Origin of the sequence: Cytobacillus sp. IB215665 (assembly GCF_033963835.1) — a bacterium.
In the GTDB taxonomy this organism is placed as follows: domain Bacteria; phylum Bacillota; class Bacilli; order Bacillales; family SM2101; genus Nanhaiella.
On record NZ_JAXBME010000013.1, the window covers coordinates 104,302 to 124,225 of the forward strand.

Sequence of the window (19,924 nt, forward strand, 5' to 3'; positions counted from 1 at the left end):
ATAGACGTAAGGACTACTGTTGTATGTTAAAGCAGTAAGCTCTAGTCTATCACAACGGTTAAAAAGAAGGAGAATTACAAAGAATGCACGTGCAAGGCTTTAATCATGTAACAATAAACATTAGTAATCTCACTGACTCTCTTAAGTTTTATGTTGAAGTTTTAAGAATGGAACTAGTTCACAAAGGGAAGAAAGATGCCTACTTAGAATGGGGAAGTGCTTGGATATGCTTACAGGAACGAGAGCAATACCCTAACAAACTAGTTGAACAACTGAGTGTAGATCATGTTGCATTTTCTATTTCAGAGGATCATTTTGATGCTGCCGTTAACATATTGAATGATAACGAAGTAATAATAGTGAGAGGCCCAATAAAAAGAGGAACTGGGTGGGCGATTAACTTTCTTGACCCTGATGGAACACAGCTAGAACTACATACTTCGACATTAGCTGATAGAATGAAAGTGTGGAAATAACATTTAAAGACTGAAAGTTTCATTTAAGTTACATTTCTGCAACAATACACTTAAAATGTCCTTTTTTGTAGTATAGTAGAATGTAAAGAAAACTGTCCTTCATTCCTAGATAATAGATTAAAAAATGAAGGCTTTTTTATTTTACGGGCAGAATACTTCTAAGAGAAAGGTGTGCGGAAATGAAGAAAATAGGCTTAATGCTGCTTGTATCTGTTTTTTTACTTACTGGTGTTGTACAAGCTGAAGGGCGATTTAATATGTCATATTTGTATGGTGGTTCAAACGATAGTTATCTAGAATCAATAGAGAATACAAATGAGCTGTTAGATGTCGTCAGCCCTAACTACTTTAACTTAACAGAAGATGGTGATCTAGCACTAGAAAACATTGATCCAAACTTTGTTAACGAGATTCATGATCAGAATTTAAAAATTGTTCCTTTTTTAAGTAATCATTGGGATTTTACTCAAGGTGAAAATGCTTTAAAGAATCGGGAAAAATTATCTACTGACATTGCTAAAGCAATTGAAACTTATAATCTGGATGGAATTAATATTGATATTGAAGGTCTAAATGAGACTGTTAGAGATATGATGACAGATTTTGTAAGACTCTTACGTTCAAAGCTTCCATCAGATAAGGAAATTGCAGTAGCTGTAGCATCTAACCCAAATGGATCAACTGTTGGTTGGGCAGGACAATATGATTATGAAAAACTAGCAAACTATGCAGATTATTTAATGATCATGACCTACGATCAATCATATCGGGGAAGTAATCCGGGTCCTGTTGCAAGCATTTCGTTTGTGGAAAAGTCAATCGAATCTGCATTTAATTTCAACGTTCCAGCAAATAAAATCGTGTTAGGTCTACCATTTTACGGACGTATTTGGAAATTAGAAGATTTGGATGATGAAGAAAAGGCTAAAAGTGATAAAATCATCGGAGATGGGGTATCACTCACTAAAGCGAACAAATTATTTGAAACATATGATGTAACGCTAAGTTATTCAGATGAATATGAAACTCCTAAAGCTACCTTTGAAATAAAAGAAGGAGACCCTGAATTTCAATTAGCCTCTTGGAAAGACCCTCTTGAGCGAGGCAAATATGAATTATGGTTCGAAAACGAACAATCATATAATGAGAAACTAAAGCTTGTAGATAAGTATAACTTGAAGGGGACAGGGAGCTGGAGTCTTGGACAGGAAGATCCGTCATTTTGGACTTATTATGCCGATTGGCATCAAGGCAATGAGACAAACGACAATCCGCAAAAAGAAACCGTCTATTTTTCAGATGTACAAGCCGACTTTTGGGCGCTAGCTGATATCATCTTTGTGAAAGAAAAAGGTTGGATGAATGGGAAATCATCATCAATATTCGCACCTAATGACCATCTAACTAGGGCACAAGCTGCTGCTATTTTAGTAAGAGCATTGTATTTACAGCCAACAAAAGAAGTTAGTCAAACATTCAATGATGTTTCTACTGAGCACTGGGCTTATACTGACATTGGAATTATTGCCCAACATAATATATTTAAAGGCAGTAATGGCAATTTCAATCCAAATGACGACATAACTAGGGAGCAATTTGCTACAGTACTGTATCGAATACTTGGTAACGGGGATGTCTCAGAAGTACCACAAAATCCTTTTTCAGACGTTGATTCATCAAGGTGGTCGCATGATGCAATAGCGATTATGAAAGAAAGAGACATTTTTCAAGGTCGTGAAGACGGCTCGTTCGATCCGTTAGGCAAAACGACTAGAGCACACACTGCTGCTTTGTTACATCGAATTGCAAATTTAATTGAAAAATAACTCTTAAACAACAACTCAAAGCCGCGTTGCTTCTATATGCAACCGGCTTTTTCATTTTAATCTAATTAATTATTGCTTTATCGTAAATTAGAATTAAATACGATAATAACTAACGCTAGTGACATCCTAATCTGATAATAGTCAAATTAATCAACAACGCTTTCTCAAAATATATGTGAATGAAAACAACAAAGCATAATTATGTAACAGGATTGTTGGTCCTGTTTACTAACTCAATGTTTTTCAGCAATTTGGCTTTTTATATTTACTTATAGTGCAAAATAGCGTTTAATAAGAGTGCATTTTTATCTCTTAAATTCACATCTATTTATCTACTAACAGTTTTTAGAATTCTATGAACTTCACGCACTTTTTAAAAACTAAAAGTCCCTACCCATTAAAAGCAGAGACTTTTTGATGTATTGGTTGACCGAACCGAACTAGTAGGAAATAATGATTTTTTAATTAATTATTTACTCGTTAAATAATTATATGCCTCTTCAATCGTTTCAACTGGGATTAATTGGATGTTGTAATAATTTTCTTCAACTATATTCTTTCCTTTATTCTCCAATGATTTTGGAATTATACAAAAATCATAACCAGATTTTTCTGCTGCCTCTATTTTAATTTCTAACCCATCAATACTACCTACTTCACCTTTGCTATTTACAGTTCCGGTCCCTGCGATTTTTCGCCCTTTGATTAAGTCTTTATCTCCAAGTTGATGAATCAATTCAAGAGTCATAATCATGCCGTCAGAACCACCAGTTTCACCATCTGTAATTATTATCATATCTTCAGGGATTTCACGTTTTAAGAAAGAGCTTGCGAAGATCATTCCCTCTTTATATCCATTTAATTTGCTTTCTTTACTTTTGTCAATTGAAGATGAAACAATGGACTTTGTAAGAGGTAATATTATGTTAATATCTGTATTAGTTTCCTTTGTAATTTGTTTAATTATTGTCAAATCTTTCTGCTTTACTCCTGGATATGTAAAAATAGTTAGTTTACTAAAATGAGAGTCTTTCATTCTATATTCTTCGCTTATTTTACTTTCTAGGCTAGTTGCATGCCCTTCAGTATATATGTAATAGTAAAAAGGTGAAGAAAACGACCAATATAGCACTAGATACCCTAACAAAATCCTCGTTATTATGTTAAATTTCTTGTATGTTCTCTCTTCAAAAATGCTTTTAATTCCACTTAAAAGCAAATAAGCTCCAAACAAATATAAAAATAAAGGTAATGCTTCAAAAAACTCTATCAAAATAACCATCTCCTGAAACGTATGTTCTTAAATAATAATATATACAATTATAGAATTTTACACATGATAAATCAATGAAACTTTATTAAGAGACAAGAGTGTTGAAGAGAATCAAAAGTAAATAAAAATTCTAAAAAAAGGTAAAGAAGTAATCATCTAAATAGCTATTCCCTTTTTTATGATGAAAAATGTATTAGAAAATATAATAATGTGTAAACAAATTATTAAAATAAAATCTTGTGAACATTGTTTTAATATTCCGAGGAATGGGAATTAGGTAAATAATACTGGAACGTTGAAATTAATTTATCCTATGAGTTTACACCAATAAACTGTAGCTATAATGCTATGGTTTTTTTTTATTACTGTTGGAAAATGCTCTTTTGTGTTGAATTGATAACGCATAACAACTTTGTATAAGTAGCTGATATGATGAGATACAATATTATCGATGACGAGCTATTACCAACTGGCTAAAGAGGGTATTCTGACGATAACGTATGCTAAATTAGAACAGATTTAAAACCAGGTTGTTTTATATCTATTGACTTTATAAATGAATGAATGTATTTCTATAGTTGAATAGCTGAACGAACTATTAATGTATATCCAGCATTGAATTAATGAATATAAAAAGTACCTAATTTGTTCCTTGTCAATAAGACTGAAAAATAAACCCTTGTAATATCTGTTTTTTGCAGGTTCACAAGGGTTTGTTTTTTAATATTTCTTATTTGAGATTTGAGCATATCCAGCCTCTATTAAACGTTGATTTCTTTTATCTAATTCTTCTAGAATTTCTTTTGAGGACATTGTAGAAAGACTAATGTTTTCTTTATCGTCCGTGTATATTTTGAATAAATCACCTGTTTCTCTAATCAATGTCAAATCTTCTTCCGTAAACGCATCTCCTTTTATACTTTTATCATATAAGTCATTTACAAGCCCTAACGTATTAGCTATTAACCAATCTGTTTCGATTGGGGCATGTGGGACTTTAGTTAAAGTAAGTTTTGAAAGGTACTGCAACAATTGTAAATAATTAAAGTCTTCTAAATCTGCTAATTCTGAAGTCGAATAATCAGGAAAAATAAAATTAACCCAATAAATATCTGTAATATATTCCAGGTATGTTGTTTTCAATCTGTCTTCAATTATATTATTTTGCTTGTGTTGAACATAATTGAAGACAATAGAAATCACCAAAAGACATGCTAAAATTTCTTTTGCACGGCTTTTAAGTACACTTATTAAAAATTCTTTTGCTCTGTTTTTTAGTTTACTTATCATCTTAATCTCCTTGTATATATACTTCTTTGTATTAGACATACATTATTATCGTAAATAATTAAAGAGCTTTCATTGGTAAATTTATCTATCATCCCCTAAAACCAACCATGATCTAGCTCTGTTCAGTAAGTTCTAACCAAATCAATATAAAATTCAAAGACGTAAAGAACCTAGATTATATAAAACCATTTATTAGAGAAGTTTTTACTTGGTCATTCTATAATAAATTGGAAAATAAGTGACTGTTGAATTTAGCTCGAAATGATTAGTCAGCTTAATAAAAATAAACTCACCTCCATTTAGCTCACCTTATTAGACTAATCTTATAAATGATTTACGAAAAACTAAATTGACAAAACTGAGTTCACGAATTATAGTTTAAGTGTTAAATAGTTAAACAGTTGAACTATAAAGGGATGTGGCAATAGATGAACCAAGAAAAGTTAAAGAAAACGATAGAACGATTTGAAATCGCATCATTTACCGTGTCGAAAAAGATTGGTGCTGAAATCAAGGAGCAAATTCAACATGTTATTACGAGTGATCAACATTTAATTCTTCGTTACATTCATAAGTTTGGACCTTGTATCTCTACAGAATTATCTGAAATTTTCAACGTTCAAAAAAGTGCTATAACAGCTATAATCAATCGACTAGTTGAAAAGGGGTATATTAAAAGGTCACGGGATGATCATGACCGTCGTGTCATATATTTGTCTACGACTGAGGAAGGAGAGAAGATTTATCAATGGACAGAAGGGCAAGTGAATAATATAGTTGGTGCTTATTTAAGTAATTTTGATGATGAAGAAATTCATTCCTTTTTAAATACTTATGAAAAATTAATGTATTTAGTAAATAAATAAACTAGGGGGGAGAAACATGAAGTATGTTATAAAAGGGAAGTGGATAGTTTTACTAGCCTGGGTAGTGCTTGTAACGTCACTTATGCTATTGGCACCCAGCTTCGTTGATCTAGTTCGAGAAAAAGGGGAACTAACTATGCCTGAACAATACTCTTCAGGCTTTGCGAATAAAATTCTCGAAGAGCAAGGTGTCTCTGGTGAACAAATCGCCCTCGTATTTTATAACGAAAACACTCTTTCAACGGCTGATATAACTGAAGCGGAAGAAGCAGTAAAAATATTGGATACAAAGAAGGAACAACTCGGTATCACTGAGGTGCTCTCCCATTTTCAAGAGCAAGAATTAAAAGATCAATTTGTATCAGAAGATGGTAAAACAATATTAGTAACATTAACTGTTGACAGTATGAATCGTCAGCCTATAGAAATTAAAAATGATTTATATGATGTCATCAACAATATTAAGGTAGATTACTTTTATACAGGCTCCATGATCATAAACGAGGATGTGATTGTGAACTCTGAAGAAGGTCTGAAAAAAACAGAGTTCATTACAGTCGGATTTATTTTGTTGGTGCTAATCTTCGTTTTTAGATCACTCATTGCTCCATTTATTCCACTCATCACAGTAGGGCTTACATATTTAGCATCTCAGTCAATCGTCGCATTTTTAATTGATGGATTCAACTTCCCAGTTTCAACGTTTACGCAAATTTTCCTCGTTGCAATTTTGTTCGGGATCGGAACGGATTACTGTATTTTATTGTTAAGTAGATTTAAAGAAGAAATATCAAAGCATGAAGATGTTTCAGATGCAATAGTTGAAACATATCGCACTGCTGGTAAGACTGTTATTTTCAGTGGAATAGCTGTAATGATTGGTTTTGCATCAATTGGATTTTCAACATTTAAGCTATATCAATCTGCTTCTGCGGTTGCAGTTGGCATCGCGGTATTGCTTGTAGCATTATTTACTGTCGTTCCATTCTTTATGAGCCTATTAGGTGGAAAACTATTTTGGCCAGTGAAAAAATCACTTGAACATCGTGAAAGTAAACTGTGGGATAGAGCAGGACAGTTTACCTTTAAACGACCAGTTATCGCTTTAGTTACAGTACTGGTCATTGTCACTCCATTTCTCATTTTTTATGAAAACAAACTTTCCTTTAACAACTTAGATGAATTAGGTGACGATTTCAATTCAGTGAAAGCCTTTCAAATTATTTCAGATAGCTTTGGACCTGGAGAATCTTTACCGACGACTATCGTTATTCAAAATGATGATCCGATGGGCGATTTAGAATCAATTTCTATTATTGAAAAAATTAGTAGAGAAGTAGCTTCAGTAAATGGAGTAGCTTCAGTTAGAAGTATTACTAGACCAATTGGAGAACCACTTGAAGAGTTATTCGTTCAAAATCAACTAGCCGAACTAAATGGTGGTTTGGCGGATGGCAATGATGGAATTCAGCTAATTAGTGAAGGTTTACAAGAAGCTAGCACCTTAATGTCACAAAATACCCCTAAGTTGAATGAAGCTACTGACGGTATAAGTGATTTGATTAATGGCACAAATGAACTGAAAAGTGGTGTAGCGGGACTTGCGGATGGTTTGAAATCAATTGAACAAGGAATGTGGGATAGTTCATACGGCGCTAATCAATTAAAGGATGGGCTTATCGAGTTACAGCATAATGCTCAAATATTAGCAAACTCACAATCTGATTTGCTCAATGGTTACAATGAGATTGGAAATGGACTAACTAGTTTTTCAGCGGGATATGAAGAAATTGAAGTTAATCTAGAAAACCTTCAGTTAGCTTTAGCAAATGTGAACAGCCAATTCTCACATATAACCGAAAAATATCCCGATCTAGCCGAAGACCCACAATTTATAGCAATCACTACAACAATTAATGAAGTTTATGGTGGTTTAACAGAGCTTGGCACAGGTTTACAACAATTAAATATCGAATTTTTAAATGTTGTTGAAAGTGTTGAACTAGCAAATTTAGGATTTGATGAAGCGATTAAAGGTCAAGTAGCATTGGCTGAAGGGTTTGCAGGCTTCATTGACAATATTGGACAATTAGCTTCAGGTATATCTGGTTTAGCAGCAGGGCAAGAAAGCATAATCGTTTCCCTTCCAGGTGTTAGTAGTGGAATCGAACAAATTGTTGTTGGTCAGCAGGAATTAAGGGAAGGTTTTCAGGATTTAGGTGGTCAAATCACTGAGTTGACAGATGGTTTAGACCAAAGTGTTACAGGCTTAAATGAAGTTTATACGGGATTGGAAACGGCAACGGACTACCTAGCTGAATTATCTTCTGCTCCTGATGAAGCTTTAACAGGTTGGTATTTGCCTAATGAAGTCTTGGAAGATAATGATTTTAGTCGTGTATTTGAAACATATATGTCGGCTGATCAAAAGATCGTTACTATTGATGTAATCTTTGATGAACACCCATACTCTGAGGCAGCGCTAAGCCAAATTGAATATATTGAAGAGGCAATATATCGAGGTATAAATGGTAGCAAATTAGAAAATGCAAAGTTTGGGATAGGTGGAGAAACAGGTATTAATGCAGATTTGAAGAAGATGTCATCAGAAGACTTTTTGCGTACTGTCTTCATTATGATTATAGGCATCTTTATCATGCTAACGATTTTATTAAGATCATTAATTATGCCAATCTATATCATTTTATCATTAATTTTAACATATTTTACTTCGGTAGCTTTTGCAGAAATTTTATTTGTAGATATATTAGGCTATGCAGGAGTAAGTTGGGCTGTACCATTTTTTGCCTTTGTTATGTTAGTTGCATTAGGTGTAGATTATAGCATTTTCTTAATGGATAGATTTAATGAAAATCAATCTTTATCCGTACAAGAAGCTATGCAGTATGCGATGAAAAATATGGGGACAGTAATTATTTCAGCTGCACTAATATTAGGAGGGACTTTTGCGGCTATGATACCTTCAGGGGTTCTTTCACTCATACAAATTGCCACAATATTGTTAGTCGGCTTATTATTATACGCATGTGTCGTATTGCCACTTTTCATACCAGTGATGGTAAACACCTTTGGGACTGCAAACTGGTGGCCATTTAAAAAGGATAAATGACTTCGGTTATACTGATAATCAACGAGATCGTTGTAAATATTCCAGATAGATTATTTAACATCTCAAACAATAAATTAACAAACTTATTAATAAACAGAAGTTTTAGAAATATTAAGCCTGAGTTCAATTTTAGTTGAACTCAGGTTATATTTTTTTAGTTCATTAATTTATGTAAAATCAGTATCAGCTAGCAGCGTGTACAAGCGTAGCCCTTCATCTATTATTTTGGTTTTTTACAACTATTTTCATTTTTTACAAAGCTTTTTCTCATAAACTTTGTTGTAATTATTACTAATAATGGACAGCATGATGAGTTTTAGGAATGTATGTAGAAAAGGTGTCCCGACAGTTAGAGATATACGTGTGTATCTTAGAACGAAATGCAACAAGAATTGCCTGTAAAGATATAAAATTTTATATTTTCTTATTCAAAATAAATAAACTTTTGGAAGCTTCATCCAACACAACTGATGGTATAATAATTATTAGAATAATACAAAAACAATGGATTTATGATAGGATGTGCAAAAGTGGAGAGAGTAATAGTCATGAGCCTAGGTAGAGAAACAAATAAATATATTTGTAGACAAGTACGAGAAATTACTGGCCATCGTATTGAGGTAAAAGGATATTGTATAGGCGATACGATAGATGAAGATTTCTCAAGTTGTATAGTTGTAAATTCGGTAGATTTACAAATAGATAATTTAAGATTGATCAAAATTCCACAGCATGTAAAGCATATTTATGCGAAGCGCGTTATCAATCATCAATTTTTAAAAGAATTAATCGATATCCCAGCTGGTACTGATGTATTACTAGTGAATGATCATAAGGATTCGAGTTTACACGTTATTAAACAATTAAAAAATTACGGTATTGATCACATCAATTACCATCCATATTATCCAGGAATAAAACAATATAAACAATTAACACTAGCTATTACCCCAGGTGAAACAAAATGGATCCCTGATTGCGTTAATAAAGTGATTGATATTGGAATAAGAAAATTAGATATAACAACAATTATAGAAATACTACAAGAGTTAAATTTACTGTCAGAAAGTAGTGAAGTGCTATCATCTGAATATGTGAGTGAAATAATAAAGTTGTCAAAAAAATTAACAAAAATTTCTGAAGAGTCAGAGCAAATTAAAAATATGTTTCAAACGATAATAGATAATACGAACGATGGAATTATTTACTTAAATTCAAAGGGAGAAATATCTGTAGTAAATGAGTTGATGCTATCAATTTTAGGAGAAGAAAAGGATGTCATTTTAGGAAAAAGAATTAAGGATGTATTACCGAGTCTACATATATGGCAAGTTGAAGAGGTTGATAGAGAAATCATGAAAATCAGTGAAAGAGAGGTTGTAATAAAAAAAATTCCAGTCAAAAAGAATGCTTATATAGTGGGCTATTTAATCACATTTGAAGATGTAATGGAGATTAAAAACATAGAATATGAGCTTAGACGACGAATGAGAAAAACAGATCATAATGCAACATATATATTTGAAGATATTATAGGAAATAGTGACATGATCGTAAAAAATATTAATTTAGCAAAAAGATTGTCATTAAGTAGCTCAACTGTGTTAATACAAGGAGAAAGTGGAACTGGAAAAGAATTTTTTGCCCAATCGATACATAATTTTTCAAAGCGTAAAAAAGGTCCTTTTGTCGCAGTAAATTTTGCAGCATTACCTGTAAACTTGTTAGAAAGTGAGTTGTTTGGATATGAAGAAGGGGCTTTTACTGGTGCTGTTAAAGGTGGAAAGGTTGGACTTTTTGAGCTTGCTCACGGCGGAACGATCTTTCTTGATGAGATTGGAGATACCCCATTAGAGTTACAGGCTAGATTGTTAAGAGTGTTACAGGAGAAAGATGTTCGAAGAGTAGGTGGTTCAAAGCGGATACCTATTGATGTTAGAGTAATCGCAGCCACAAACAAAGATCTAAAAGAAGAAGTAGCAAAGGGAAAGTTCCGACAAGATTTGTTTTACCGAATCAATGTATTACCGCTCTACTCTCCAAGTTTAAGAGAGCGTAGAGAAGATATTCCACTCTTATTAGCACATTATTTAAAACGTTTTTCAAATGGGAAGAATATACCGCTAGATAGTTTCTTTGACGATGAAACTATTCGCTATTTAGTAGGTTATCACTGGCCAGGGAATGTCAGAGAATTAGTTAATGTTATTGAATATTTAGTAAACATTAAAAATCCATCTATAAGAATACTAGTTACAGACTTACCAGGGTACGTTTTGTCTGAAAGGTTTGACGATTTATGTACAGAGAATGATCGTTTTATCGATGAAGACATGTTATGGCTGTTACATAAAATTAATGAGAGTAATGGTATTGGTAGAAGAGCTCTCACTGATTTAGCGAAAAGTGAAGGAATTGATCTAGGTGAAAGCAAGATTCGCAGATTGCTGAAAAGGATGTATAATTTAGAATTAATTCATAGTTATACAGGGATGAAAGGGACTGTCGTTACAGAAAAAGGTGTAGCAACATTGTCTAGCTTAAAACTATAAAACACGGAAAACAAAACAAAAATGGATAATGGGATTGATAACGGGATGTTTTTTTGTCCCGTTATTATTTTTCGACAATAAAAAAGCTGAAATATCGGGATTTTTCAGCTTTTTTTATTGGCATATTTTTTGCAAATAGTATAAAAGATTAAATATATAGAAAAAGAGAAAGTTGTAACCGTAATGAAGAGGGGGAAATAATTATGATGGTAATAGGCCAAAGGAGCGAAACAGATTTTCTAGGTACGAAGGGTATTCCAGAATCTGCATATTACGGATTACAGACGTTAAGAGCAATAGAGATGTTCCCGATCACGGGTTATCGGGTGCATACTTCATTAATAAAAGGAATCGCTATAGTTAAAAAAGCTACTGCTCTAGCTAATGTAAAAATTGGCGTATTAGACAAAAGGATAGGACAAGCTATAGTTCAAGCTACTGATGAGATTATTATTGGTAAATTGCATGATCAATTCATCGTAGATCCTATACAACCTGGTGCTTGTGCTTCACTCAATATGAATGCCAATGAAGTTATTGCTAATCGTGCGCTTGAAATTGTTGGAAGAGAAAAAGGTGATTATTCATTTATTAGTCCAAATACCCATGTGAACATGTCTCAATCAACAGGTGATGTGTTTCCTACTTCGTTTCGATTAGCTACACTTGATATGATAGAACAGCTGCTAACAACGATGCTAAATATGGAGCAAGTTATAATACAAATTGTAAACAAATTTGAACAATTATTTCACTTTAGTGACACACACCTTCATGATGTTTTACCTATACGGTTAGGGCAAGAATTTGAAAGCTACCGCAACATGATTCAACGTGATATTAAAAGGATTACTAACTCAAAAAATCAATTATTTAAGATCCATATCGGAACAAAACCGATAGGAACAAGGCTTAAAGAAGTAACTATTTTTAGCGATCAGGTTGTTGACAATATAGCACAAATTAGTGGGTTTCAACTTAAAAAGACCGAACAGATCGTTGATGCTAACGAACAAACAGATGTATATTCTGATGTTATTGCAGCTTTAAAAAATAATATGATAAATATATCTAAAATATGTAACGACCTAAGGTTAATGTCAGTTGAATCAAACGCTGGCCTAAATAGAAAATCTTTGTCTGCTACATCTGAAATGTCAGGACAAATAAACCCGGTTATAAGCGAAATCATCAATCATATTACTAACCATGTTGTTGGCAATGATCTGAATATTGGAATGTCAACTGAAACAGGAAAATATGGCTTACATGTGATGGAACCTGTATTAGTTTTTAATTTAATTCAATCAATCAATATGATGAAGAATGGATTTAATGTTTTTACAAATTATTGTCTAAAAAGAATTGAAGCTGATGAAATGCAAATAATGAAGAATATCGAAAGGAATGTTCCAGGTCTAACTGCCCTAACACCGTATTTAGGTCATGAAAAAACATCACAAATTGCTAGGCAGGCTATTTTAACTGGTAAATGTGTGAGAACTGTTTGTTTAAAGTTAGATGTATTAACAGAAGAACAGTTGGATCATATACTTGATCCTATGAAACTGAGAAATCCAGGAGTTATTTAAAATATATTCCTAGTATTTTAAGGGTAGGAGATAGCTGTAAACCTGTGTATTAATTTTTTGATTACAACCGCAACCTACAGAAGAGACTTTCGATTAGCAGGTTTAGAAGGTAATATTATGATTAGTAATATGGATCCAATGAATATCTTCCAAATCGACAATATGATATTAGATAAAAATTTTTTACGGATTATCAATAACATTAATGAATATGTTATCAAACAACCAGTTCTTCGTTATTTTGAAGGTGATATAAGTAGTATAACTAAAATACATTTTGTGCTATCCTCGAAACTGATTACTAATAAGAACTCAATAACGATAGAAAGTGTCGGAGAGATAAAAGGTGAGTTTGTTGAAGAAAAAGGCGTAGGTTACTTACAAGTATGTAATTAGTAAATATAAAACTAGTAAAAAAACTCACTTGACTCTATTATTTGTCAAATGAGTTTTTTAGATTGAATGTTAATAATTTTATCTACTATTCTATAAACATTCTTATTAAGAAAAAGAGGGGTACATTATTAATAGCTTTATTTTTTAGTTTGTCCTGTACCATGAATTCGATATTTAGTTGAAGTTAATGCTTCTAGCCCCATAGGTCCTCGAACGTGTAATTTTTGTGTGCTAATCCCAATTTCTGCTCCAAAACCAAATTCAAAACCGTCTGTAAATCTAGTAGATGCATTATGATAAACAGCTGCAGCATCAACAGCATGTAAGAACAACTCAGCATTTTGACTATTTTCTGTTACTATACATTCAGAATGATGCGTTCCATATGTTTTGATATGGATTAATGCTTCTTCAATATGCTCAACAATTTTTATATTTAGTGTATAATCATTGTATTCTGTGTTGTAATCATCTTCTGTCGCATCATTAATCCATGGGGCTAGCTGTTTTGCTTTTGCACATCCTTTTAAATCCACATTTTCTTCACGATACAAGTTTGCAAGCTGAGGAAAATGTGTTTCTGCAAATTGTTTATGGAGTAAAAGTGTTTCCATAGCGTTACATACAGATGGGCGTTGGATTTTAGCGTTTAACGCAATGTTTGTTGCCATAGTAAGGTTGGCTTCTTTATCAATATACGTATGACAAATCCCCGCACCAGTTTCGATTACTGGAACAGTTGCATTTTGTATAACATTTTGTATAAGAGAAGCACCTCCTCTAGGAATTACGACATCTACTAACCCATTTAATGTTAACATTTCATTAACCGAAGATCGGTCTGGGTTGGAAATTAGTTGGATTACATCCTTGGGTATATCTGTTTTGTCAAGAACATCATGCATGATTTCTACAATACGTATGTTAGAAGAAAGCGCCGATGTCCCGCCTCGTAATATAACTGCATTTCCACTTTTTAAACATAGTCCAGCTGCATCAACTGTGACATTGGGACGAGCTTCATAAATCATCCCAATTAAGCCGATTGGGACGGTGATTTTCTTTATATATAGGCCATTAATGGGACGTATTTCTTCTATAGTTTTTCCTATAGGGTCTTTAAGGTCCACGATTTGTCTTAAGCCGTCTGCTATTGCTATAATTCGATCAGTGCTTAATGCTAATCTATCTTGTAGAGACTTACTTAAACCGTTTTGTTTGCCGTTCATTAAATCTATTTTATTTGCTTCAATAATAGACTCCTTATTAAGTACAAGTGCATCTGCTATCGCGGTTAGAGCATTGTTTTTCTGTTCTGTCGTAATGCTAGCCAATTTATGAGAAGCTTCTTTCGCAAGATAAGCTTTCTTTTTCACTTCACTCATTGATTAATACCACCTCGTCTTTAATTTATTTTTGTTTAATAGGGAAAAGAACCATCGAAGTAAGCGTATGGTAACAGCCTTAGTAGGACGGTTATAGGGAAACCCATTCATCCCGATGGATGACTTCTATACGTTGTACATCTATTCTTTTCTTAACTTCTTCTGTTGAAAGGCCTACTGCCGCTCTCAATTGCCACGATGCATAGTTTACAACCCCACGTCCGATGACATTTTCTTTTTCATTTCTTACTTCTACAACATGCCCGGGATGGAAATCACCTTCGACTGTAGTCACTCCAGCTGGCAGAAGACTTTTACCACAAGAAGATAGTGCATGTTCTGCTCCATTATCAACAGTAATTGTGCCATGTGACATGGAGTGAAAGCCAACCCATTGTTTTTTCATTGGAAGATTATTCAAGTGTGTATGGAAATATGTTCCCTTGCCATTACCGTTTACAGCTTTCGTCATATCTAAATATTCACGGGCTCTTCCGACAAACACCAGTACTCCTCCGCGCATTGCGATTCTTGCAGCTTCAATTTTTGAACGCATACCGCCTGTACCAACTGATGAACCAGCGTCACCTGCATTATTAAACATATCTTCCGTAATCTCTTCAACAACATCAATTTTCTTTGCATTACCATCCTTACGTGGATCTGCTGTATATAAACCATCCGTGTCTGTAAATATGAGTAATTGATTTGCTTTTACTAAGTTGGCAACGAGAGCAGATAAAGTATCATTATCACCAAAATTTAATTCCTCTACAGAAACGGTATCGTTTTCGTTGATAATTGGAATGGTTTTTTGCCGTAAAAGCTCCTCAATCGCCATTGATGCATTATGCATTTGTTTACGATTTGTAAAGTTTGCACGTGTTAGTAATATTTGTGCTGTGGTACAGTCGTGTTTAGAAAATACATCATTGTATGCTTGCATTAACAATGCTTGGCCTACAGCGGCAGCAGCCTGTTTTTCGAATAATTGTTTTGGTCGATTCTTATATCCGATTTGTTTAAACCCAGCAGCAACTCCACCGGAAGTAACTAATATTATTTTATAACCAGACTTATAAAGCTCGAACATTTCATTAGCAAAATACGCTATTTTTTGCCTACTTAGTTCTCCCTCAGCTGTTGTAAGAGAGCTACTACCTATCTTAACTACAATTCTTTGTTGCATTCCGTTCACACCCTTATGAGTATATACATATTAATTAAGTTTAATGGTATAGTTATTCAATGTATGCATTGTTAAATCTCATTTTTCGAAATTAATTTTAATTATTATACAGCATATATGCATATAAATAAAAGTAATATTTAATATTTTCAGAGATTTTGTTATGTCTATATTCTACATGCTTGGTTTTAGTGCACCCTTGTCTTCCGTGCCACACCTTCGCTTTGCTCCACCCTTCCGAACCTTCCCAAAGTGTGTGATGTAAAAGTATTCCTCATTAGTAATATTTATCTAGTTATCCTTAATCAGTTTGAAGTCAAATATGTAATTTGGAGGGGGGTTTTATGAAGTAAATAGAGGCCTTAATTACATGGATTAGTATTATGTAGCAATAAGCGCATATAAAACTTCTTTATCAATTGTTGTCTTCTACATAAGGCTGAATTTTGTTGTTTAAAATTGAGTAAATACAACAACACAATTTACGAACAGGGGATAATGATGTGAGTTACAATGAATGCGTAGCCAGTGTTCATATTGAAAAATGGCTGTATTTACGCGGGTTGTTGCTTTTCGGATAAAAAAATAAGCACGTATACTTCTAGCGTTCATGGCATCTGTTTGGACTGGGGCAGAATCCCATCTTACTGGTCATTATTAAATAGAAGAAAGTTTACGATAGAGCTAAATTTGTTCTTAGTGAATTTGATCAAACTTAATCAGGTGGAGGATGCTAACCACCTGATCATGACATAAAAGAATCATTTGTTAATTCGCTTTTTAATAAAATTCAGTTTAGACACTGACATTAGTAAAAAATAAATAAAAGCAACGGCAAATACATATGCAATTTGATTTTGCATGCTAGCGAAAAATAAAGCTCCCATGAGACTAGCGAAGGCTAATAAGGCATTTATATTACCAGAGCTTAATTGAGATTTTTTAGTTTCTTCAGCTTTCATGATGACCACCTACCTCCTAAATTGTATGATATTTTAAACTTTGTTTTCGTATTGTTGATCGATGGGAATACAATGAGTAGGAGTTTCAACCTGATCTCACATTTTAGCACTTAAACTTGTACTTCTGTTAATGATTATACACAAAAAATCGGTTATTAATATAATTTCACAATAATTTCAAAATATCATATTTCAATTAAAGAGAGATACTGATGGTGTCAATTTGTAGCTATAGTGAGGAAACTTTGAAATGTGACTGAACCAACATAGCTGCTGAAGGTAGCTTTAATATAATGTTTTTAATAAAATTATTTTGAATTATTTTTTTAAATGTATTTGCATTTTTTGCTTCTTATTGGTACTATTAATTAGAATTATTTTTGTTCGTATGTAAGGATAGAACGAGTGTTAAACTTTTCATCTGAATATCATTAAGAGCAAGAATAGTAATACAATGTGGGAAACATCCACACAGGAGGAAGTATAATGGTACAAGGTAAAGTTAAATGGTTTAATTCAGAAAAAGGTTTTGGATTTATCGAAGTTGAAGGTGGAGACGATGTATTCGTACATTACTCAGCTATTCAAGGTGACGGATTCAAAACTTTAGAAGAAGGTCAAGAAGTATCATTTGAAATTGAAGAAGGTAGCCGTGGACCACAAGCTACTAACGTTCAAAAATTTTAATTCATACTTTTTAAAAGAGACTCATCTTGAGTCTCTTTTTTTATCAACGCATTGTTTTTTGTTACTATTATCATTAAATTAGAGTAGCAAGTGTATACGACCTGATCGAAGGTCCCACGAATGAAAGTTGTATATGTGATTGTAATTCATTTATAAAAATATTTGAAAATAAACCCGGTTATTCGCGTTTATGTAAATTGTTGTGAGTTGTATTTTAGGTAATTGATTCATTATAAAAAGGGTGACTAAGAAGAGCTTGTTCGAAATTTCTAATTGTAAATACTAAAGAGTATGTCACAATAGAAATGTTTCCCAGCCTTATTCATAAGTCACCCTCAAATAAAAACAGGTAAGTAAAAAGGTTTAATTGATTATAACATAGTTTTTTCATAATCAAAAATATAATTTGTTTTTTTCTTTATTAGAGGTAAATGATTCACTTCATTTTTCGAAGCTAAAATGAAATGAATAAGCAGAAAGGATGAATTGAATGGAGAAGATTTATTTTGATTTTTGGTACTTAAAATCTGAAGAGATAGAACTAGATGGTTCTGATACAGATCGAATTAGTTACGAAATCGCAATTGGTGTGTTTGCTGATCCCGATTATAATCATTTATTAGATGATATTAGAATTACTGGATTAGATAAAGATCAAATGTTAATGTTTAAGATTGACAAATCTGATGAATTATTCTCTAAATTAGAAGAAGAAGGGTTACACAGTATAGTTGCTGATATCAAGGCTACTGGTTCATACACCGTTATGGGTAGTAATGAGATAAAATTTAATGAGTAAATAATTAATCATTAATTTCCGCATGCAAAGAGTGGTGAAAACACCACTCTTATTGGAATCCTATATGTTGAGGAGTGTATAGGTTGTCGATTACAGGAATTCGCAACCAATTATCTTTATAATAGTAAAATTTTGGCATCTTACTATCAGCTGTGTAACGTTAGTTTAGCTTTATATATCTTTCTATAGAAGCTTTTTATTTTTTAATAAAATCCTGTACATACGCAACCTACAATAATTAACAGAACAAAAATGACTATGACAAACGCAAACATTGACCCAAATCCGGCACCATAACCATCCACCATAACTTTTCCTCCTTTCCGGAATATACTATAACCTATGTTAGAATGGGTGATTTGCGTGTACGAATGTCCATAATTAATTCGTCTATTTTCTTAACTACTTTCGTAAATAAGGTTCATACTATTGCTTGATTCAGTCTCAAAGTAGGATGTTGAACAATTATTAAAATAAGGTAGCTGTTATGCTGTAATGTTTATTATGAAAATTGACAATGAATATCACAACTGCCAGATGAAAATGCAAATCATTTAGGAATGATTATGTAAATATCAGTGACTTAGTTTAGTTAATCATGGAATAATAGCATCTGAAATATATACATATTCTGTCAATGAGTCATTATATACGATATGTTGTTAACGAAGAACTACCTTATAACTATTCACCTGTATTTATTCTCCGACCTTCTTCTATACATACCTTGAAACGATAAATACGAGTAATTGTAGATATGATATGACAACAAAATAGTTCTAGTAAAAATAGTTTTTTAAATGTAATGAGAGGAGTATACTATATGACTGTTAAACGCTGTGAATGGGTTAATGATGACCCTTTATATATACATTACCATGATCATGAGTGGGGTGTACCTGTTTATGATGACCGTCTTTTGTTTGAGTACATTATATTGGAAGGAGCACAAGCGGGATTAAGTTGGTACACCATTTTAAAAAAGAGAGAGAACTATCGCAAAGCATTTAACGGGTTTGATCCCGAATTAATAGCTAAATATGATGAAGAAAAGATTCAAAGCTTATTAAATGATAAGGGGATTGTTCGGAATAAGTTAAAAATACGATCTGCTGTTACAAATGCACAAAGCTATTTAAGTGTGGTTGAAGAGGTCGGCTCTTTCTCTAACTATATATGGTCATTTGTTGATGGAAAGCCTATCCAAAACCACTTTCAATCTATAAAAGAAGTACCGGTTTCAACTCCAATTAGCGATGCGCTAAGCAAAGATTTAAAAAAACGAGGTTTTAAATTTGTTGGAACAACAATTTGTTATGCTTTTATGCAAGCTGTTGGTATGGTAAATGATCACGTAGTAGATTGCGTGTGCAATCAATCATCGTAATTTCTAAGCTTTCATCCATTAAGTAATGGGAACGATCGTTCATTCGTATGTAAAGGGTCTCCAGGGCAAGATTACAGTACTTTAAAGAATGTCAAATAGAGAGCATGAAATAAA

The 19,924-nt window shown here is 32.9% G+C and carries 16 protein-coding genes; 10 read left to right on the forward strand and 6 right to left on the reverse strand.

All coding sequences use genetic code 11. The annotated features are described in order from the left end of the window. The first annotated feature begins 83 nt into the window (after positions 1-83). Together SLH52_RS15780 and SLH52_RS15785 are read left to right on the forward strand one after the other, a co-directional pair. The gene (locus tag SLH52_RS15780) at positions 84-476 is read left to right on the forward strand and encodes a VOC family protein (RefSeq protein WP_320210233.1); all 393 of its coding nucleotides are present in this window, start codon (positions 84-86) and stop codon (positions 474-476) included. Between the two features lie 179 nt (positions 477-655). Next, a complete protein-coding gene (locus tag SLH52_RS15785; RefSeq protein ID WP_320210234.1) occupies positions 656-2,302 on the forward strand; it encodes a glycosyl hydrolase family 18 protein in 1,647 nt (548 codons plus the stop codon). Positions 2,303-2,771: 469 nt separating this feature from the next. Here SLH52_RS15785 and SLH52_RS15790 read toward each other — a convergent pair whose 3' ends face one another. Further along, positions 2,772-3,575, reverse strand: a complete 804-nt coding sequence (locus SLH52_RS15790) for a S16 family serine protease (protein ID WP_320210235.1) — start codon at positions 3,573-3,575, stop codon at positions 2,772-2,774. Between the two features lie 720 nt (positions 3,576-4,295). After that, positions 4,296-4,865: a hypothetical protein gene (locus SLH52_RS15795; protein ID WP_320210236.1), complete on the reverse strand. Its 570-nt coding sequence runs from the start codon at positions 4,863-4,865 to the stop codon at positions 4,296-4,298. Positions 4,866-5,293: 428 nt separating this feature from the next. On the opposite strand from SLH52_RS15795, the gene SLH52_RS15800 reads away from it, so the two are divergent. The 5 genes from SLH52_RS15800 (at position 5,294) to SLH52_RS15820 (ending at position 13,401) form a co-directional block, all read left to right on the forward strand. Beyond that, on the forward strand, positions 5,294-5,731 hold the full coding sequence (locus SLH52_RS15800) for a MarR family transcriptional regulator (protein WP_320210237.1): 438 nt from the start codon (positions 5,294-5,296) through the stop codon (positions 5,729-5,731). 16 nt (positions 5,732-5,747) lie between these two features. After that, positions 5,748-8,861 carry an MMPL family transporter gene (locus SLH52_RS15805; RefSeq protein WP_320210238.1) on the forward strand — a complete coding sequence of 1,038 codons (3,114 nt, stop codon included), beginning with the start codon at positions 5,748-5,750 and terminating at the stop codon, positions 8,859-8,861. 530 nt (positions 8,862-9,391) lie between these two features. Beyond that, positions 9,392-11,413, forward strand: coding sequence for a sigma-54 interaction domain-containing protein (locus SLH52_RS15810; RefSeq protein ID WP_320210239.1), 2,022 nt, complete (start codon positions 9,392-9,394; stop codon positions 11,411-11,413). Positions 11,414-11,619: 206 nt separating this feature from the next. Then, positions 11,620-13,005 (forward strand): lyase family protein, encoded by a 1,386-nt coding sequence (locus tag SLH52_RS15815; RefSeq protein ID WP_320210261.1) that lies wholly within the window; start codon positions 11,620-11,622, stop codon positions 13,003-13,005. Positions 13,006-13,122: 117 nt separating this feature from the next. Next, positions 13,123-13,401, forward strand: coding sequence for a hypothetical protein (locus tag SLH52_RS15820; RefSeq protein ID WP_320210240.1), 279 nt, complete (start codon positions 13,123-13,125; stop codon positions 13,399-13,401). 137 nt (positions 13,402-13,538) lie between these two features. Here SLH52_RS15820 and SLH52_RS15825 read toward each other — a convergent pair whose 3' ends face one another. From SLH52_RS15825 to SLH52_RS15835, 3 genes are all read right to left on the reverse strand, one after another. Next, positions 13,539-14,786: a glutamate-5-semialdehyde dehydrogenase gene (locus SLH52_RS15825; protein ID WP_320210241.1), complete on the reverse strand. Its 1,248-nt coding sequence runs from the start codon at positions 14,784-14,786 to the stop codon at positions 13,539-13,541. 91 nt (positions 14,787-14,877) lie between these two features. Continuing rightward, complete coding sequence (gene proB / locus SLH52_RS15830; RefSeq protein ID WP_320210242.1) at positions 14,878-15,975, reverse strand: glutamate 5-kinase; 1,098 nt, start codon at positions 15,973-15,975, stop codon at positions 14,878-14,880. 761 nt (positions 15,976-16,736) lie between these two features. Beyond that, entirely contained in the window at positions 16,737-16,937 is a 201-nt protein-coding gene (locus SLH52_RS15835) for a hypothetical protein (protein WP_214481807.1), read from the reverse strand. A gap of 486 nt (positions 16,938-17,423) precedes the next feature. On the opposite strand from SLH52_RS15835, the gene cspD reads away from it, so the two are divergent. Together cspD and SLH52_RS15845 are read left to right on the forward strand one after the other, a co-directional pair. After that, the gene (gene cspD / locus SLH52_RS15840) at positions 17,424-17,624 is read left to right on the forward strand and encodes a cold-shock protein CspD (protein WP_320210243.1); all 201 of its coding nucleotides are present in this window, start codon (positions 17,424-17,426) and stop codon (positions 17,622-17,624) included. Between the two features lie 490 nt (positions 17,625-18,114). Then, a complete protein-coding gene (locus SLH52_RS15845; RefSeq protein ID WP_320210244.1) occupies positions 18,115-18,423 on the forward strand; it encodes a hypothetical protein in 309 nt (102 codons plus the stop codon). A 203-nt stretch (positions 18,424-18,626) separates the two neighbouring features. On the opposite strand, the gene yjcZ is transcribed toward SLH52_RS15845, so the two are convergent. Then, a complete protein-coding gene (yjcZ, locus tag SLH52_RS15850) occupies positions 18,627-18,731 on the reverse strand; it encodes a sporulation protein YjcZ (RefSeq protein WP_320210245.1) in 105 nt (34 codons plus the stop codon). A gap of 515 nt (positions 18,732-19,246) precedes the next feature. Between yjcZ and SLH52_RS15855 the strand changes: the two genes are divergently transcribed. Further along, positions 19,247-19,810, forward strand: a complete 564-nt coding sequence (locus SLH52_RS15855; RefSeq protein ID WP_320210246.1) for a DNA-3-methyladenine glycosylase I — start codon at positions 19,247-19,249, stop codon at positions 19,808-19,810. Positions 19,811-19,924: the final 114 nt, after the last annotated feature.

What these genes read in the sequence shown, in the direction of transcription:
- SLH52_RS15780 (WP_320210233.1), top strand. Translation starts at nt 84, where the DNA reads ATGCACGTGCAAGGCTTTAATCATGTAACAATAAACATTAGTAATCTC.
- SLH52_RS15785 (WP_320210234.1), top strand. Translation starts at nt 656, where the DNA reads ATGAAGAAAATAGGCTTAATGCTGCTTGTATCTGTTTTTTTACTTACT.
- SLH52_RS15795 (WP_320210236.1), bottom strand. Translation starts at nt 4,865, where the DNA reads ATGATAAGTAAACTAAAAAACAGAGCAAAAGAATTTTTAATAAGTGTA.
- SLH52_RS15800 (WP_320210237.1), top strand. Translation starts at nt 5,294, where the DNA reads ATGAACCAAGAAAAGTTAAAGAAAACGATAGAACGATTTGAAATCGCA.
- SLH52_RS15805 (WP_320210238.1), top strand. Translation starts at nt 5,748, where the DNA reads ATGAAGTATGTTATAAAAGGGAAGTGGATAGTTTTACTAGCCTGGGTA.
- SLH52_RS15815 (WP_320210261.1), top strand. Translation starts at nt 11,620, where the DNA reads ATGGTAATAGGCCAAAGGAGCGAAACAGATTTTCTAGGTACGAAGGGT.
- SLH52_RS15820 (WP_320210240.1), top strand. Translation starts at nt 13,123, where the DNA reads ATGATTAGTAATATGGATCCAATGAATATCTTCCAAATCGACAATATG.
- SLH52_RS15825 (WP_320210241.1), bottom strand. Translation starts at nt 14,786, where the DNA reads ATGAGTGAAGTGAAAAAGAAAGCTTATCTTGCGAAAGAAGCTTCTCAT.
- proB (WP_320210242.1), bottom strand. Translation starts at nt 15,975, where the DNA reads ATGCAACAAAGAATTGTAGTTAAGATAGGTAGTAGCTCTCTTACAACA.
- SLH52_RS15835 (WP_214481807.1), bottom strand. Translation starts at nt 16,937, where the DNA reads ATGAAAGCTGAAGAAACTAAAAAATCTCAATTAAGCTCTGGTAATATA.
- cspD (WP_320210243.1), top strand. Translation starts at nt 17,424, where the DNA reads ATGGTACAAGGTAAAGTTAAATGGTTTAATTCAGAAAAAGGTTTTGGA.
- SLH52_RS15845 (WP_320210244.1), top strand. Translation starts at nt 18,115, where the DNA reads ATGGAGAAGATTTATTTTGATTTTTGGTACTTAAAATCTGAAGAGATA.
- yjcZ (WP_320210245.1), bottom strand. Translation starts at nt 18,731, where the DNA reads ATGGTGGATGGTTATGGTGCCGGATTTGGGTCAATGTTTGCGTTTGTC.
- SLH52_RS15855 (WP_320210246.1), top strand. Translation starts at nt 19,247, where the DNA reads ATGACTGTTAAACGCTGTGAATGGGTTAATGATGACCCTTTATATATA.